This window comes from Microbacterium sp. zg-YB36 (assembly GCF_024623575.2).
Taxonomy (GTDB): domain Bacteria; phylum Actinomycetota; class Actinomycetes; order Actinomycetales; family Microbacteriaceae; genus Microbacterium.
Map to the genome: position 1 here is coordinate 1 of NZ_JANJFD020000008.1, position 16,091 is coordinate 16,091.

The following is a 16,091-nucleotide window of genomic DNA, read 5'->3' on the forward strand; positions in this document are numbered from 1 at the left end:
TTGGTCCGCCCCCGCCTCCTCCCCCCCCCCCCGGGGGGGGGGGGGCCCCCCCCCCCCCCCCCCCCCCACGCCCCCCACGGTGCACAGTGTCCCCAAATGCCCCCTGGATCGACAGGCATTCATCGGCCTGGGACTCCCCAAATGCCTCAGGCCCTGCCTGTCGGCGGCCATATTACACAGGTGGAGGTGGTCCTCCAATAGGGGGACACCCCCCGCATCCGGGACCACGGATGCGGGGTTCGCGCGAGCGCCCGCGCGTGGCCCGCTCCGCGCAGGCGTGCGTAGCGCGCGCACGGTACACGTGCCAGACTCGCGCGCGCGATGGAGAATTCCCGGCCCCCGCATCGGCTAACATGGGCGCGCCTGCGCGTAAATCTCAGCTGCTCCCCAAGCGGCGTTCGGGCATGCTCCGTCCCCAACGGATCGCTCGAGAGTGCGCGGGCAAAGGGACCCTCTCGAGTAAATCAGTCCCCAAATGGCTGACTCGAGAGGGTCCCGCTTTAATTCCCCGCCGCGCCATTTACGGACACGCCGCATTTACCGCCATAATCAACTGTCATGGGGGTTAATATCGCGCTTTCGAGACCTGGGTGATGGCGCATGGGCGCGGCCGCTCGGCCGCCGCTTCGTCAGTGACCCACCTCGCCCCGTCGCAGACGTCGGCGAGCGGTCTCGTGTACCCCCAGGTGGAGGCCCCGCGGATGCGCCATGCCGCAGGCGCCAGGGCGCGAACTTGGGTTCGCCGTCTGACGGCTTCGAGATCCACGAGGATCGCGCTGGGCCTGGTGGCCGTGCTCGCCTACTCCAGCTCCGGCGTACCGCTGCCGTCGTTCGCTGCGGCCGAGGGGGATGGCCCCGCGGCGCTGACCGTGACGCAGGGGTACAACGGTCCCGTCGGCGGATCGCTGGTGAGCCTGTCGTCGCCCGAGCGGTCAGCGGATGCCGAGCACGCGGTGCTGTTCGTGCACGGCTGGCTGAGCACCTCGCTGCCCACCGCCGACGGCGCCCAGCCCAGCGTCGCTCAGTCGCCATTCGCCCGCCCGCTCGCCGGCGATGCCGAGGCCGCCGAACCAGCGCTCGGTGAGACCGACGACGCCACCCGCTCGCTGCAGGGTCGCATCGAGGCGCTGCCCGGCACGACGCTGTACGCGTTCGACTACTCGCAGACCGCCGCGGAATGGGTCGGCGGCAGCGCCGTCGTGGAGGGTCTGGCCGCCGCGATCCGTCAACTGGCCATGGACACCAACGCCCCGGTCGACGTCATCGGCCACTCGATGGGCGGCCTCGCGCTGCGCTATGCCATCGCGGCTTACCCCGACCTGGTGGATCTGATCGGCCAGGTGGTGACGGTGGGCACTCCCACGCTCGGCTCCGACGCCGCGGCGCTGCTCGATGTGATCTCGCTGGCGACCGGAACCGCCATAGGCGCGGGATCCGCCGCGCGTGCGTTGATCGTTCCCACGCTGGTGGACCTGTGTAATCGCGACCTCGCGCGCGATGCGAAAGACGGCTGCGGTCTGCCGACCTGGCTGCGCACCTCGATCGCGAACGCCGGCGACGCCGGACGCGCGCTGCATGCCGGCTCGGAGCAGCTGGCGAATCTGCCCGACTGGCCCGAAGCGCTGCGTGTGCACGCGATCGCCGGTGACGCGCGACTGCGGGTGGGGGACCGGGTGATGTCATTCGGCGACGGACTGGTCTCGCGCGAGTCAGCTGTTGCCGAAGCGGATTCGGTTTTCGTCGTGCGTTGCGAAGAGCGCGTCGCCGCCGGAGCGGCGGGCCTCGGGCAGGTGCTCGGCGGCCACGTGTCGATGCCGCTCGGTGGCGACGGGTGCGCGCACGACGAACTGTTCGGCAATCACGACGTTGTGGACAACGTTCTCGACGTGCTCGGCGGGGAGCCCCCGCCGCGCCGAAACCCGCGTTTTCCGTAGCGGGGACCCGGGCGCCGCGCGGACTCCCAGTCGCCGAGATCTAGGATGGCGATATGTGCGGAATCATTGGTTACGTCGGCCCCAGGCCGAGCCAGGACATCCTCCTTTCGGGTCTGGCACGCCTGGAATACCGCGGCTATGACTCTGCAGGCATCGCCGTCATCGACGGCGATGGGGGTTTGGGTATGCGCAAGCGCGCGGGCAAGCTCAGCGTGCTGCGCGACGACCTCGTCACCGATCCGATGCCCGACGGCACCACCGGCATCGGCCACACCCGGTGGGCGACCCACGGCGGCCCGACCGACGCCAACGCCCACCCCCACCTGGCCGATGACGACAAGCTCGCCGTCATCCACAACGGCATCATCGAGAACTTCGCCGAGCTGAAGCACGAGCTCCTCGGCGAGGGTCACACCTTCCGCAGCGAGACCGACACCGAGGTCGCAGCGGTGCTGCTGGCCCGCGCGTACCGCGAGCAGGGCGGGGACCTCGTCGCCGCGTTCCGGTCCGTGGTGTCCCGGCTGGAGGGCGCGTTCACGCTGCTCGCGATGCACCAGGACAGCCCGGGCGTCGTCGTCGGCGCCCGCCGCAACTCGCCGCTGGTGATCGGCCTGGGCGACGGCGAGAACTTCCTCGGCTCCGATGTCGCCGCGTTCGTCGAGCACACCCGCAACGCCCTGGCCATCGGCCAGGACCAGATCGTCGCCATCACCCCCGACGCCGTGACCGTCACCGATTTCGACGGCAACGACGTCGAGGTGGAGCCCTTCGAGGTGGTGTGGGACGCATCGGCGGCAGAGAAGGGCGGCTGGTCGTCGTTCATGGCCAAGGAGGTCTCCGAGGAGCCCGAAGCCGTCGCCAACACCCTCCGCGGCCGCATCCACGACGGCGTCGTGAGCATCCCCGAGCTCGACGGGCTCGACGAGATGTTCACCGGCATCAACCGCATCGTCGTCATCGCCTGCGGGACCGCAGCATACGCCGCGATGGTCGGCAAGTACGCCCTCGAACAGTGGACGCGCATCCCCGTCGACGTGGAACTGGCCCACGAGTTCCGCTATCGCGACCCGGTGATCGGACCCGACACGCTGGTCGTGTCGATCAGTCAGTCCGGCGAGACGATGGACACCCTCATGGCCGTGAAGTACGCCTCGGCGCACGGCGCGAAGACGCTGTCGATCTGCAACACGCAGGGTGCGACGATCCCCCGCGAGTCGGATGCCATCGTCTACACCCACGCCGGGCCTGAGGTCGCGGTCGCTTCGACGAAGGCGTTCGTCGCGCAGATCACCGCGCTGTACCTGCTCGCACTGCACGTCGGGCGCCTGCGCGGTTCGCTGACGGATGCCGAGATCGCCGCGAACGCTGACGAACTCGAGGCGATCCCGGCGAAGATCGCCCGGATCCTCGCCGAGGAGCAGGGGCACATCGAGCAGTTCGCGCGCTGGATGGCAGACACCCGCTCGGTCCTGTTCTTGGGGCGCCACGTGGGCTACCCGATTGCCCTGGAAGGCGCGCTGAAGCTCAAGGAGATCACCTACATCCACGCCGAGGGCTTCGCCGCCGGCGAGCTCAAGCACGGACCGATCGCACTGATCGAGCCGGGACAGCCCGTGTTCGTGATCGTGCCGTCGCCGCGGGAATCGGCCGAGCTGCAGAAGAAGGTCGTCTCCAACATCCAGGAGATCCGCGCGCGCGGCGCCCGCATCATCGCGGTCGCCGAAGAGGGGGATGCCGCCGTGCTCCCGTACGCCGACGAGGTGCTGCGCATCCCGCTGGCCGGCGCGCTGTTCGAGCCGCTGCTGGCCGTCGTGCCGCTGCACATCTTCGCGATGGGCCTGGCCACCGCCAAGGGCCTGGATGTGGACCAGCCCCGCAACCTCGCAAAGTCCGTCACCGTCGAGTAACCGGGAGGTGACAGTGATCGTCGGAATCGGCATCGACCTGGTCGACATCCCGCGGTTCGAGCGGTCGCTGGAGCGCACCCCGCGTCTCGCCCAGCGCCTCTTCTCACCGGCCGAACAGCTGCTGCCGCCGCGGTCGCTGGCCGCCCGCTACGCCGCCAAGGAAGCGCTCATCAAGGCGCTGGGCGGCTCGGACGGCGTGCACTGGACCGAGATCGAGATCACCCCGGAGGCCTCCGGCCGGCCCTGGTTCACCCTCACCGGCTCCACCGCCGCCGTCGTCGCCGAGCGGGGGATCACGACGCTGCACCTGTCGATGTCCCACGACGCCGGGCTCGCGACGGCGTACGTCGTCGCCGAGGCGCTGGACCCCCGCGCGGACGGCGAACGATGAGCCGGATGCCGGCGGGCGCCATGCGCGAAGCGGTGATCGACGTCGGAGCGATCGGTGCGAACATCCGTCACCTGCGCCGACTCACCGGTGTCGAGATCCTCGCGGTCGTGAAAGCCGACGGCTACGGCCACGGCGCGCTGCGCACCGCCCGCGCCGCCCTCGACGCCGGCGCCACCCGGCTCGGCGTCGCCGATGTCACCGAGGCGCTGGCATTGCGCCGCGCCGGCGTCGATGCGCCGATCCTCGCCTGGCTGCACGCGCCGGGTGCGTCGTTCGCGGAGCCCGCCGCCCAGGACATCGAACTGGGCGTCTCCAGCTTCGACCAGCTGCTGGCCGCCGCCGCGGCGGCCACGGCCGACCGCCCGGTCGCGGTGCATCTGAAGGTCGAGACCGGCCTCGGCCGCAACGGGCTCTCGCCCGCCGAGTGGGGCACCGTCTTCGCCGAAGCCGCACGGCTCGAGCGGATCGGCAGGGTCCGGGTCGCCGGCATCTTCAGTCACCTCTCCAACACCTCCGCCGCCGACGACCGCGCCGCACTGGCGGTGTTCCACGAGGCAGTGGGCCTGGCGGCATCCGTGGGGCTCGCGCCGCACACCCGGCACATCGCTGCCACCAACGCGGCCATCGCACTGCCGGAGGCACGGCTGGACTGCGTGCGCATCGGCATCGGCATGTACGGGCTGTCGCCGTTCGATGACCGCACTTCGGCCGACCTGGGCCTGCGCCCGGCGATGACGCTGCGCGCCGCCGTCGCGGCGGTGCGGCGGGTGCCGGCAGGGCAGGGCGTCTCGTACGGCTACCTGCACCGCACCGAGGGGGAGACGACGCTCGCGTTGGTGCCCCTCGGGTACGCCGACGGGGTGCCGCGGGCGGCGTCGAGCCTCGGACCGGTGATGATCGGCGGGCGCCGCTACACCGTGGCCGGCCGCATCGCGATGGACCAGTTCGTCGTCGACGTCGGCGACGCGCCAGTGGCCGTCGGCGACGAGGTCGTGCTGTTCGGCGACCCCACCCTCGGCGCGCCGGGGGCGGACGAGTGGGGCGTGGCATCCGGATCGATCAACTACGAGATCGTCACCCGGATCGGCCCGCGGGTGCCGCGCCGGCAGGTGTCCACGTGAGCGGGCTCGACGACTTCGTCGGGGCGCGCGAGATCGACTCGCCGGCCGAGATGGAGGCGCTCGGACGCGCGCTGGGCGAGAGCATGCGCGCCGGTGACCTGCTGGTGCTCACCGGGGCCCTGGGGGCAGGCAAGACCACCCTCACCCGCGGGATCGCCGCCGGCGTCGGCGTGCGGGGGCCGGTGCAGAGCCCCACATTCGTGATCGCGCGCACGCACCCCTCACTTGTGGGCGGGCCGCCGCTGGTGCACGTGGACGCCTACCGGCTCGGCTCGGGGGCGGAGCTGGACGACCTCGACCTCGACCTCGACGGCTCGGTGGTCGTCGTCGAGTGGGGCCGCGACATGGTGCAGGGGCTGCGGGAGCGCTGGTGGGAAGTGGAACTCGACCGCGAGTGGCACGGCCGGGGCGTCGACACCGCCTGCGGCACCGTCGCGCGCGCGACCGACGACCTCGACGCCGACACTCCGCGGCGCGTCGTGATCTCCCGACGCCCGTGACGGCGCCCGTGGTGGCGCGGCCGCGGCACGAGGATGCCACCGGCGCGCGCGGGTAGCCTGGGAGGGTGATCCTCGGCATCGACACTTCCCTCGGCACGGCGCTCGCCGTCGTCGAGGCCGACGGGGTCGTGCGCTCGACCGCATCCAATCCCAACCCGCTCGGGCACGCGGAGGTCATCGGCGAGCTGCTGCAGCGCGTCCTCGCCGACGCGGAGTTCGGCCCGGTCGGCGCCACCACCGCCGCGGCACCGGTCACCGTGACGCATGTCGCCGCTGGCATGGGTCCCGGTCCCTTCACCGGCCTTCGCGTCGGCATCGCCGCGGCGAAGGCGTTCGCGCTGGCCCGCGGCATCCCCGTGGTCCCCGTCGCGAGCCACGACGCGGTCGCGCTGGAAGTGCTGCTGGCCGACGCGATGTCGGGGGAGGACACCCCCCGCTTCGCCGTCGTCACCGACGCCCGCCGCCGCGAGTTCGCCTGCAGCGTCTACGACGACCTGGACGACGACGGGCTGCCGGTGCGGGTCACCGGCCCGGTTCTCGTGCCGCGCGACGACATCGACGCGCGGCTGGCCGAGTGGGGTGCCCGTCGTCACGACGCCGCCGCGGTGCCGGCGCAGCTGCTGGCCCTCGTCGCCGCCCGCGCGATCGCCGCGGGCCGGCAGGTCGCGGCATCCGAACCGCTGTACCTGCGCGTGCCGGACGTCTCCGTCCCCGCCCCCCGCAAGAAGGTCGGCACGTGAGCGTGCGCCCGGCGACAGCCGACGACCTCGACGCCATCATGGCGCTGGAGCGCGCGTCGTTCCCGACGGATGCCTGGAGCGAGTCGCTCATGCGCGCCGAGCTCGCCTCGCCGCACGGCCGGTACTTCGCACTGGAGCAGGCCGGACGCCTCGTCGGGTACGCGGGACTGCGGGCGCCCGCCGGGTCGAAAGAGGCCGACGTCCAGACCATCGCGGTCGCCGCCGAGGCCCGCGGGCTCGGGTACGGCCGCACGCTGCTGCGGACGCTGCTGGCCGAAGCGGTGCAGCGTCGCGCCGCGGAGGTGTTCCTCGAGGTGCGGGCAGACAACCCCTTCGCCCAGGCGCTGTACGCCTCGGAGGGCTTCACCGAGATCGGCCGTCGGCCCCGGTACTACCAGCCGGACGGGGTGGATGCCGTCGTGATGCGGCTCGACCTGCGGGGCTGGACCGCTGCCGGGCGGACCATAACTCAGGAAGAACCGCGGCCGGAGGCCGGGAACGCCCCGAAACCGGCCGATCTTCCTGAATTGCGACCCGATGAAGGCGCCGAACCGCAGAGGTGGTGCACATGAACCGCGACAATCCGCTCGTGCTCGGCATCGAGACCAGCTGCGACGAGACCGGCATCGGGATCGTGCGCGGCCGCCGGCTGCTGAGCAACACGATCGCCAGTTCCATGGACGAGCACGCCCGCTACGGCGGCGTGATCCCCGAGATCGCCGCGCGCGCCCACCTTGAGGCGCTGCAGCCGGCCATCGAGCAGGCGCTGGCCGAGGCGTCCGCCACCGAGGGGCGGCCGCTCGCGCTGAGCGACCTCGACGCGGTCGCCGTCACGAGCGGCCCGGGTCTTGCCGGTGCCCTCATGGTCGGCATCGGAGCGGCCAAGGCACTCGCGGTGGGCCTGGACAAGCCGCTGTACGCCGTCAATCACCTGGTCGGTCACATCGCCGCGGACCTCCTCACCGGCGATGCCGTCGAGTACCCCACCGTCGCGCTGCTGGTCAGCGGCGGGCACACCTCGCTGCTGCTGGTGCGCGACCTCACCACCGACGTCGAACTGCTCGGCGAGACCGTCGACGATGCGGCGGGGGAGGCGTTCGACAAGGTCGCCCGCATCCTCGGGCTGCCCTACCCCGGCGGCCCCGAGATCGACCGCGCGGCCGCCACCGGCGACCCCGCCGCGATCCGCTTCCCTCGGGGCCTGTCCCGCGCCTCCGACATGGACGCGCACCGCTACGACTTCTCGTTCTCCGGGCTCAAGACCGCCGTCGCCCGCTGGATGGAGCAGCGCGAGGCGGCGGGCGACCCCGTGCCGGTCGCCGACGTCGCGGCATCCTTCCGCGAAGCGGTGGTCGACGTGCTCGTCACGAAGGCCCTCGACGCGTGCGCGCGGCACGACGTGCCGCGACTGCTGCTGGGCGGCGGCGTCATCGCCAATCGCCGGCTGCGTGAGGTGGCCCTGGAGCGCGCCGCCGCAGCGGGCGTGACGGTGCGGATTCCGCCCTTGAGCCTGTGCACCGACAACGGCGCGATGATCGCCGGGCTGGCGGCCGAGCTCATCGCCGCGGGCCGCCCGCCGTCGTCCCTGGTGTTCGGCGCTGATTCGACGCTGCCGGTCACCGAGATCCAGGTGGCCGAGGAGGTGCTCGCATGAACGATGAGCGCGAGGATGCCGCAACGCCCGGTGAGCCCGGGGTCCCCCCGGCGCCGCCCGCCACGCTGATCGGAGCCCCGACGCCCGATGTCGCCCCCGCGGACGAGACGCTGCGCCTCCCCGGCGAGCATCGCGGCGGGTTCAGCCGCCTCCCCACCGCGCCCGTCCAGCTCACCCGCGCCGAAACCGCCTCGGTGCCCACCACCTGGATCGAGCCGCAACGGCCCACCGTTGGTCTTGCCGGCTGGGCACTGGGATTCTCGATACTGGGCCTGGCGATCGCGTGCGTCGTGGGCTGGGGGTTCCCGATCGGCGTCGGCTCGGCCATCACCGCGATCGTGGCGCTGCGCCGACCGCTGGAGAACCGGGCGGTCGCCGTCTGGGCACTCGTCCTCGGCATCCTCTCGGTGCTCTACAGCGCCGGGTGGCTGTACTGGGCCGCGCAGCAGGCGAACATCTTCGCCTGAAGCGGCGCGCGCCGTCAGTTCACCCGGTCGGCCAGCAGCGTCAGGCGCTTGCTGCCCACGCGGGTCATCAGCAGCGTGGCGGATGCCGCGCCCTTCAGTTTCAGCTTGGTGCGCAGCACCGCAGGGTCCACGTCCACGCCGCGCTTCTTGATCTCCAGCGTCCCGATGTCGCGTTCCCGCAGCGCCTTGGCGAGCGCCTTCACATCCGACGGCAGGCGTTCGCGCACCCGGAAGGTCGACACGAACGGGCTCGTCACGGCGGCGTCGCCGGTGAGGTAGGCGATGCCGGGGGCCAGCATGCCCGCCTCCAGCTGCCGGGCGGCGTCGCCGATGAGGCGTGCGCGGATCACCGCACCGTCGGGCTCGTGCACGAACTCACCGAGCTCGCGCACAGGCTCGTCGGCGGCATCCGATGCCGCCGTCAGCTCGTGGGTGGTCTGTCCTCGGGTGACCAGGGCAGCACGGCGGATGCCGTCGCGGGCGAGGGCGCCGGTCCACACCACAAGCTCGATCGTGGCGCCGTCGACGCTGATCCACTGCGCTTCGGCGTGCTCGGGCAGTTCGGTGCGGTCAAAGGCCGGGCCCAGCTTGATGCCGGCGGGCAGGCGCGTGGCGAGGTCGAAGACCCAGTCCAGCGGCGGTGACCACTCGCCGGCGCCGACCCGGGTGGTCTCGGTGTGCCCTGCCGTGCGCCGTGCGGGGTCGAGCCACACCGCGTCGACCGTCGAGGTGTCGAACGCCTCGGCGGTGCCGTGGTGCACATGCACCTGCTCACCGAACGGGGCCAGGTTGTAGGCGGCGATCGCGGCGGTGACCTCGTCGGCGTCCACGGCGTCGACCTCGATCCCCAGGGCCGCCAGCCCCAGGGCGTCGCCGCCGATCCCGCAGCCGAGATCGGCGACCCGCGCGAAACCGGCATCGCGGTACCGGCCAGCATGTCGCGCCGCCACGGACAGGCGGGTGGCCTGCTCCAGGCCCGCGCGGGTGAACAGCATCCGGTCGGCGAAGTCACCGAACTTCGCCTGCGCCTTCACACGCAGCCGCGCCTGCCCGACCACCGCCGACACGAGGTCGGGGGAGTGACCGGCCGCGCGCAGCCGGGACACCGCAGCGGCGGCATCGGAGGTCGTGCGGATGCCGCCGGTCGCGTCCAGCAGCCGCAGCCCGTCGGGAGTGAGCAGCGCGGTCAGCTCGGCCAGATCCATCCGTTCAGCCTACGTTCCCGCCCGAGCCCGGCAGCCCGCCCCCACCCCTCCCCCCTCCCCGGCAGGGGGGACCCCGCAACCCCGGCCCGCAGAATCGGGAGTCATCCCCGATGTGCCGGTGGCGCCCCGCTCGTAGCGTTCAGTCATCACCACACGTCGGGGATGCTCCCCGGGAAGAGGGAAACAGTCATGGCATTCGACGACTACGACCTGAACGACGCGTTCAACACGCGCGTGCGGGATTCGTTCAACACCACCAACACGTCCACGACGACCGGTACCGCCGCGTTCGAGAACGTCGGCAACACCGACGCGTCGGTGGACGGCAGCGGCAACCTCGATCTCACCGTCACCGACTCGGGCAACACCGACTCCAACGACACCTGGACCGACACCGACGTCGACGACTCGTACAACGACAACTCCGACAACTCCACCAACGACGACTCGGACAACTCCATGAACGACTCGTACAACGACGACTCGGACAACTCGACGAACGACTCGTTCAACTCGTACACGGACAGCTCGACCAACGACAACTCGGTGCACGTCGGCGTGCGCAACTACAACACGTCGTTCGGGGACGTGAGCATCACCGGCGGCGGAGGCGGCACCGGCGGGGGCGATGTCTGGGTCAACAACTCGAGCACGATCGTCGACCAGTCGACCAACTCCGCAGGCGGTGGCTTCTCCGCGTTCGACGGCGACGACGGCGGTGGCGGCGGCGGGGGCAACAGCGCGGTGGTCGCCAGCGGCGCCGACTCCATCACCGCGGGCGGCGACGTGGACTACGACGTGGACATCGACAACTCCACGAACATCTACGCCGGAGGCGACGTCAACCTCGACAACACCACGACCGTCGACATGGTGTCGGATTCGTACAACACGTGGGAGTCCACCGCGACGTGGACCGACAACTCCACGTACACCGACGTCGACGACTCGTACAACGACAACTCGGAGAGCTACACGGCGACCGGTTCGTTCAACACCACGACCGATGAGTCGTTCGCTGCCGAGATCAACGTGGATGTCGACGCGATCGTCGACAGCTCCGACTCCTCGATCGGCGACGCCGCCGGCTGATGCCGTTCGGGCCGGCCGCCCCGCGGCCGGCCCGGTCCCTAGCTTCGGAAAGGAAAGCCCATCATGGCCTTCGACGACTACACCCTGGACGACGCGTTCAACACACGCGTGCGCGACTCCGGGAACACCACCAACAACGCGACGAACACCCTCGGGGTGGACCTGAACAACGTCGCCAACACCGACGAGTCGGTCACCGACAGCGGCAACATCACCGCCGACGTCTCCGGATCTTTCAACCGCGACTCCAACGACACGGCCACGTTCACCGACGTTCGCGACTCGTACAACGACAACTCCGACAACTCCGAGAACGACTGGTCGGACAACTCCACGAACGACTCGTTCAACGACAGCTCGGACAACTCCACGAACGGCTCGTACAACACGTACACCGACGAGTCGACCAACGACGACTCGGTGCACGTCGGGGTGCGCAACTACAACACCTCCTTTGGGGATGTCACCCTCGACGGCGGCGGCGGTGGTGGCGGCGGCGATGTCTGGGTCAACAACTCCAGCACGATCGTCGACCAGTCGTTCAACTCAGCGAGCTCCGGCGGTGGCGGTTTCGCCGCAGCATCCGACGACGGTGGCGGGGGTGGCGGCGGGTACGACAACAGCGCCGTGGTGGCCTCGGGCAGCGGATCGATCGCCGCCGGCGGCGACGCGAAGGTGTCGCTGTCCGAGGACTCGTCGTTCAACGTCGACGCCGAGGGGGACGTCAACATCGGCAACGAGACGACCGTCAACAGTGTCATCGACTCGTACAACACCGCGACGGTGACCTCGACGGCGACCGACAACTCCACCGACACGGACGTCTCCGACTCGTACAACGACAACTCCGAGACGTGGACGGCCGACAACTCGTTCACCGAGGAGCTGACCTCGAGTTCCGAGGAGACCTGGAATGTGGATGTCGACGTGATCTGGGACAGCACCTCGTCATCCATCGACGGTGGCGACGTCACCCTTTGACCGGATGACCTTTCGCCGCCGGGCGGCGGCGCCGTGAGGCGCGAACCGTCACCGAGAACCCGCCCCGCATCCGCGGAGCGGGTTCTCGGCGCGTTCCGCCGTTGGACCGGCGACCGTCACCTGCGAAAGGCCCGTCGATGACAATTCCCGCCACCGGACCGGCATTGCCCGCCACGCCGCCGCCGGATGCCCCCGACGACCTCGACGACGAGGCCGTCACCGCTGTGATCCTGCCGCTCATCGACCGCGCCGCGAGCTATTCGCAGGCGCTCGGCCGGCCGGATCTGGTGACCAGGCTCGGGCAGACCAAGGACCGGATGCTCGACCCGAACATCCGGGTGATCGTCGTCGGCCAGTTCAAGCAGGGAAAGAGCAAGCTCGTCAACGCGCTCGTCAACGCCCCCGCCTGCCCCGTCGACGACGACGTGGCCACGAGCGTGCCGACCTCCGTCGGCTATGCCGAGGAGCCCTCGGCGGTCGTGCTGGTGCGCCGCGACGACGGCCCGGACCCGGCGATCGAACGGGTGCCGGTGCCGCTGGACGACCTCGCCGAATACGTCTCGGAGAACGGCAGCCCCGACACCGGGAAGGACATCGTCGGGGCGGAGGTGCTGCTGCCGCGCGAGATCCTCAAGGGCGGCCTGCGCGTCATCGACTCACCAGGCGTCGGCGGGCTGGAATCCACCCGGTCGCTGAGCACGCTCGCCGCGCTGTCGACGGCGCACGCCGTGCTGCTGGTCTCGGATGCCTCGCAGGAGTACACCGAGCCCGAGATGCAGTTCCTGCGCCACGCGATGCGCATCTCTCCCAGCGTCGCGGCGGTGCTGTCCAAGACCGACATGTACCCGTCGTGGCGGCAGATCGAGGACATCGACCGCGGTCACCTCGGCGACGTCGGCACGGTGCCGCTGTTCGCCGTCTCCAGCGACCTGCGCATGCTCGCCGCGGACCAGCAGGACCGCTCGCTCAACGACGAATCCGGCTTCCCGGCGCTTGTGGCCCATCTGCGGCGCGACGTGCTGGGCCGGGCCGAGGCGCTGCGCCGCCGCGTGGCCATCCACGAGCTGCTGTCGGTGACCGAGCAACTGGCGATGGCGCTGCGCACCGAGCTGTCGGCGCTGGAGCACCCCGAGGACACCCCGCGCATGATCGCGCGGCTCGAAGAGGCCAAGTCCCGCGCCGACGAGTTCCGCAGCCGGTCCTCCCGGTGGCAGGTGACCCTCAGCGACGGCATCGGCGATCTCATGGCCGACACCGAACACGACCTGCGCGACCGCTTGCGCAAGGTCCAGCGGGATGCCGAGGCATCCATCGACGAGGGTGACCCGGGCCCCATCTGGGACCAGATCGCGCAGTGGCTGGACGTGCGGGTCAACGCCGCGGTGGCGGAGACGTTCGTGTGGACCGACGAGCGGTCGCAGTGGCTGGCCGGGCGGGTGGCGGATGCCTTCATCACGGGGGAGTCGTCGATCCCGCTCATCGACGTCGGGCGCACCGAAGGGGTGCTCGATCCGGTCGAGGACCTCGCGGACCTCGCCGAAGGGCGCCTGAGCGCGGCGGAGAAGATCTACATCGGCGTGCGGGGCTCCTACGGCGGTGTGCTGATGGTGGGGCTGGCCACGAGCCTCATCGGGCTGTCGCTGATCAACCCGCTGTCGCTGCTGGCCGGTGTCCTGGTGGGACGCCGGGCGTTCCGGGAGGACATGACCTCGCGCCTGACCCGCCGGCAGATGGAGGCCAAGAGCCTGGTGCGCAAGCACATCGACGAGGTGGTGTTCCAGGTCGGCAAGCAGCTCAAGGACCGCCTCCGCCTGGTGCAGCGGGTCTCCCGCGACCACTTCGGCAGCATCGCCGACGAACTGCACCGGTCGCTGTCGGAGTCGGTGCTGGTGGCCAAGCAGGCCGCCGCCAGTTACACCGCCGGCCGCGATGAGCGCATCGCCCAGTTGCGGCTGCGGCTGTCGCGGATCGAGCAGCTGCGCGCGCAGATCCGCGAGCTCCCGATGCCCGAGCACCCCGACCAGGTCGGCGCATGAGGCGGGTGGGCATCGGCGAGATCGCCGGTGTGGTCTCGCAGGCGCGCGACCTGTACGCCGACGACCCCGCCGCGATCGAATTGCTCGACGCATACGATCGGCGGCTGAACGAGCCCCTGCGCCTCGCGGTCGCCGGCGTCGTCAAGGCGGGGAAATCGACCCTGCTCAACGCCCTCATCGGCGAGCAGGTGGCGCCGACGGATGCCGGGGAATGCACGAAGCTGGTGGTCTGGTACCGGTACTCCCTCACCCCGCGGGTGACGGTGCATCTGGCCGATGGGCGCACTGAGCGGCTGCCGGTGCGCCGCAGCGACGGCGCCCTGGAACTGGACCTGGGCTCGATCGACATCGACGAGGTCGGCTGGATCGACGTCGCCTGGCCGTCGGAGCACCTGCGCACCACGGTGCTGATCGACACCCCGGGCATCGCGTCGCTGTCGGCGGCGACGTCGCTGCGCACGACCCGGTTCCTCACCCCCGACCACCGGCCATCCGACGCCGACGCGATCATCTATCTGCTGCGCCACATCCACGCCTCCGACGTGGCGTTCCTGGAGGCCTTCCGCGACACCGTGGCCGGCTCGTCCCACACCGTCAACGCGGTGGGGCTGCTCTCCCGCGCCGACGAGATCGGATCGGGCCGCATCGACTCGCTCATCTCGGCAGCTCGTATCGCCGAGCGCTACCGCCGCGACGGGGAACTGCGTGCCCTGACCCTCGGGGTGATCCCGGTGGCGGGCCTGCTGGCCGAGGGAGCACGGACACTGCGGGAGAGCGAGTTCATCGCGTTCCGCGCGCTCGCCGCCCTCACCCGCGAGCAGCGGGAGCGATTGTTCGTATCCGTCGACCGCTTCACCCGCGCCTCCGCCGATACCGACCTGAGCGTGTCGGTGCGCCAGCGTCTGCTGGCCCGGTTCGGCTTGTTCGGGGTGCGCCTCGGGGTCGCTCTGGTGCGCGGCGGTGCGCACACCTCGTCGGAGCTGGCCGAGCGGATGATCGCGCAGAGCGGCCTGATCGACGTGCAGCGGTTCGTCGCCGACCAGTTCCGCTCCCGGGTCGCCGCTCTCAAGGCCCGCACCGTGCTGGACGGGGTCACGGACCTGCTGCGCGAGAAGCCGCGGGCCGGCGCCACCGGTGTGCGCATCGCGATCGAGCGGGTGTCGCTCACGGCACACGACCTGCGCGAACTCGCGCTGCTGGCCCAGCTGCGCACGTCGGTGTCGGCGCTGCAGCCGGAGGACGAAGCCGAGGCGGAGCGGATCGTGGGCGGGGCGGGGGACTCGGCCTCCGCACGCTTGGGGCTGTCCGACCTGGCGACGAAGGCCGACGTGCGGGAGGCGACAGCGCAGCGGCTGGCGCACTGGCGGATGCTGGAGCAGTCGCCGCTGAACGACCGCACGACGACGCAGACGTGCCGGGTGGTCGCGCGCAGCCTCGAGGCGATCGCTTCAGAGGTCGGCGCCGCTCACCCCGGGGGCAGCGGTTCGGACATCATGCCGTCGCGCTGACCACTTCAGCGCCGGCGGCAGCACGCTGAACCCCAGCGCGAGCAGGGCCAGCGCCACCTGCAGAGCCAGGATGCGGGTCAGCGGCAGCCCGCGTTCGCCCACGGCGACGAGTTCGCGGATGCCGATCAGCGCCATCCCCAGCAGCACCACCGACCCGAACTGCCACCAGCGCGCCTTGGGGCGGCGGTTGTTGAACGACACCAGCGACGTCACCTGCACCAGCAGCACGACGGCGAGGATGCCGAACGCGGTCCAGTAGATGATGTCGGCTGCCGTCGTGTAGGTCTCCTCTGCCCGGGTGGCATCCACCGCCTTGACCGCCTCGACCATCGCCGGCAGTTGCGTCTCGCGGATGATGAACAGGTACACCACCGCCACCGCCCCGGTCAGCATGCTCAGCACCCAGCCCAGCTGGGCCGCGCGGATGCTCACCGGCGGAGGGAGCTTGACGATGACGGGGGCGGCCTGCTTGCCCGCCAGGCTCGGCCGGGCGGGGGCCTGCGGCGCACCTTCGACCCTGGGGCGACGAGCTTCTGGCGCCACCGGCGCCTGCGG

General features: G+C 71.0%; 15 protein-coding genes. 13 read left to right on the forward strand and 2 right to left on the reverse strand.

The features are described 5' to 3' along the window. Window positions 1-785: 785 nt before the first annotated feature. The 9 genes from NQ151_RS12420 (at window position 786) to NQ151_RS12460 (ending at window position 8,714) form a co-directional block, all read left to right on the forward strand. On the forward strand, window positions 786-1,934 hold the full coding sequence (locus tag NQ151_RS12420) for an esterase/lipase family protein (RefSeq protein WP_257528281.1): 1,149 nt from the start codon (window positions 786-788) through the stop codon (window positions 1,932-1,934). 53 nt (window positions 1,935-1,987) lie between these two features. Further along, window positions 1,988-3,841: a glutamine--fructose-6-phosphate transaminase (isomerizing) gene (gene glmS / locus NQ151_RS12425; protein WP_257509173.1), complete on the forward strand. Its 1,854-nt coding sequence runs from the start codon at window positions 1,988-1,990 to the stop codon at window positions 3,839-3,841. 13 nt (window positions 3,842-3,854) lie between these two features. Beyond that, window positions 3,855-4,232 (forward strand): holo-ACP synthase, encoded by a 378-nt coding sequence (locus NQ151_RS12430; protein WP_257528282.1) that lies wholly within the window; start codon window positions 3,855-3,857, stop codon window positions 4,230-4,232. Further along, window positions 4,229-5,353 (forward strand): alanine racemase, encoded by a 1,125-nt coding sequence (gene alr / locus NQ151_RS12435; protein ID WP_257528283.1) that lies wholly within the window; start codon window positions 4,229-4,231, stop codon window positions 5,351-5,353. Before NQ151_RS12430 ends, alr begins: the two co-directional genes overlap by 4 nt. After that, window positions 5,350-5,853, forward strand: coding sequence for a tRNA (adenosine(37)-N6)-threonylcarbamoyltransferase complex ATPase subunit type 1 TsaE (gene tsaE, locus NQ151_RS12440; protein WP_257528284.1), 504 nt, complete (start codon window positions 5,350-5,352; stop codon window positions 5,851-5,853). Before alr ends, tsaE begins: the two co-directional genes overlap by 4 nt. A gap of 65 nt (window positions 5,854-5,918) precedes the next feature. After that, the gene (tsaB, locus tag NQ151_RS12445; protein ID WP_257528285.1) at window positions 5,919-6,593 is read left to right on the forward strand and encodes a tRNA (adenosine(37)-N6)-threonylcarbamoyltransferase complex dimerization subunit type 1 TsaB; all 675 of its coding nucleotides are present in this window, start codon (window positions 5,919-5,921) and stop codon (window positions 6,591-6,593) included. Then, the gene (rimI, locus tag NQ151_RS12450) at window positions 6,590-7,165 is read left to right on the forward strand and encodes a ribosomal protein S18-alanine N-acetyltransferase (RefSeq protein WP_257528286.1); all 576 of its coding nucleotides are present in this window, start codon (window positions 6,590-6,592) and stop codon (window positions 7,163-7,165) included. Before tsaB ends, rimI begins: the two co-directional genes overlap by 4 nt. Continuing rightward, a complete protein-coding gene (gene tsaD / locus NQ151_RS12455; RefSeq protein WP_257509178.1) occupies window positions 7,162-8,247 on the forward strand; it encodes a tRNA (adenosine(37)-N6)-threonylcarbamoyltransferase complex transferase subunit TsaD in 1,086 nt (361 codons plus the stop codon). Before rimI ends, tsaD begins: the two co-directional genes overlap by 4 nt. Further along, complete coding sequence (locus NQ151_RS12460) at window positions 8,244-8,714, forward strand: hypothetical protein (RefSeq protein WP_257528287.1); 471 nt, start codon at window positions 8,244-8,246, stop codon at window positions 8,712-8,714. Before tsaD ends, NQ151_RS12460 begins: the two co-directional genes overlap by 4 nt. A gap of 14 nt (window positions 8,715-8,728) precedes the next feature. Here the strand turns inward: NQ151_RS12460 and NQ151_RS12465 are convergent, their stop codons facing one another. Further along, on the reverse strand, window positions 8,729-9,919 hold the full coding sequence (locus NQ151_RS12465; RefSeq protein ID WP_257528288.1) for a class I SAM-dependent methyltransferase: 1,191 nt from the start codon (window positions 9,917-9,919) through the stop codon (window positions 8,729-8,731). A 189-nt stretch (window positions 9,920-10,108) separates the two neighbouring features. On the opposite strand from NQ151_RS12465, the gene NQ151_RS12470 reads away from it, so the two are divergent. The 4 genes from NQ151_RS12470 to NQ151_RS12485 all read left to right on the forward strand — a co-directional run bounded on the left by NQ151_RS12470 (window position 10,109) and on the right by NQ151_RS12485 (window position 15,536). Then, a complete protein-coding gene (locus tag NQ151_RS12470) occupies window positions 10,109-11,011 on the forward strand; it encodes a hypothetical protein (protein ID WP_257528289.1) in 903 nt (300 codons plus the stop codon). A 63-nt stretch (window positions 11,012-11,074) separates the two neighbouring features. Continuing rightward, window positions 11,075-11,992, forward strand: a complete 918-nt coding sequence (locus NQ151_RS12475; RefSeq protein ID WP_257528290.1) for a hypothetical protein — start codon at window positions 11,075-11,077, stop codon at window positions 11,990-11,992. A gap of 137 nt (window positions 11,993-12,129) precedes the next feature. Further along, complete coding sequence (locus NQ151_RS12480) at window positions 12,130-14,028, forward strand: dynamin family protein (protein ID WP_257528291.1); 1,899 nt, start codon at window positions 12,130-12,132, stop codon at window positions 14,026-14,028. After that, window positions 14,025-15,536, forward strand: a complete 1,512-nt coding sequence (locus NQ151_RS12485) for a dynamin family protein (protein ID WP_257528292.1) — start codon at window positions 14,025-14,027, stop codon at window positions 15,534-15,536. Before NQ151_RS12480 ends, NQ151_RS12485 begins: the two co-directional genes overlap by 4 nt. On the opposite strand, the gene NQ151_RS12490 is transcribed toward NQ151_RS12485, so the two are convergent. Beyond that, window positions 15,477-16,079 carry a hypothetical protein gene (locus NQ151_RS12490; RefSeq protein WP_257528293.1) on the reverse strand — a complete coding sequence of 201 codons (603 nt, stop codon included), beginning with the start codon at window positions 16,077-16,079 and terminating at the stop codon, window positions 15,477-15,479. The two genes, NQ151_RS12485 and NQ151_RS12490, sit on opposite strands and share 60 nt — an antisense overlap. Between the last annotated feature and the right edge of the window lie 12 nt (window positions 16,080-16,091).